This window comes from Pseudomonas sp. SED1 (assembly GCF_034044025.1).
In the GTDB taxonomy this organism is placed as follows: Bacteria; Pseudomonadota; Gammaproteobacteria; order Pseudomonadales; family Pseudomonadaceae; genus Aquipseudomonas.
The window spans coordinates 1-535 of record NZ_JAXCIS010000085.1; the positions used below are offsets into that span (position 1 = coordinate 1).

The following is a 535-nucleotide window of genomic DNA, read 5'->3' on the forward strand; positions in this document are numbered from 1 at the left end:
CGATTACCGACCCAATCGTCAGCGGTGACATCACCGACGACAACACCCCAACGTTCGTCGGCAGTGCCGAGCTCGGTGCAACCGTTGAAATCTGGGATGGCGCGATCCTGATTGGTACGGCCGACGTACAGCCTGACGGCACCTGGGAGTACACCCCTTCGCCACCACTGACTGAAGGGCCGCACTCGCTGAGCACCATCGTGGTCGACGCTGCGGGCAACCGTAGCCCACAAACCGCGCCAATAGACTTCACCGTCGACACCAGCGCCGTGGTCATCAGCATTAGCCACGCCACCGACGACGTCGGGCCGGTAACAACAGACCTGGTCAACAATGGCGTAACCGACGACACTACCCCGACGCTGCACGGTCGTGGTACGCCAGGCGGCACCGTTAATATCTACCTGGACAACGTGCTGCACGGCACCGCGCCGGTCAGCGCGGCCGGTACCTGGGTGTACCCGGTTGCCCCGGCCCTGGCCGAAGGTAACTACGTGTTCACCGCCAGTGTGACCACTGCTGCCGGCGGCGAAAG

1 protein-coding gene is annotated in these 535 nt (G+C 63.6%); it reads left to right on the forward strand.

The window, feature by feature from the left end; translation table 11 throughout:
- Positions 1-535 (forward strand): Ig-like domain-containing protein (locus SNL23_RS11605; RefSeq protein WP_318302307.1); only part of this gene is annotated, 535 nt, incomplete at both ends.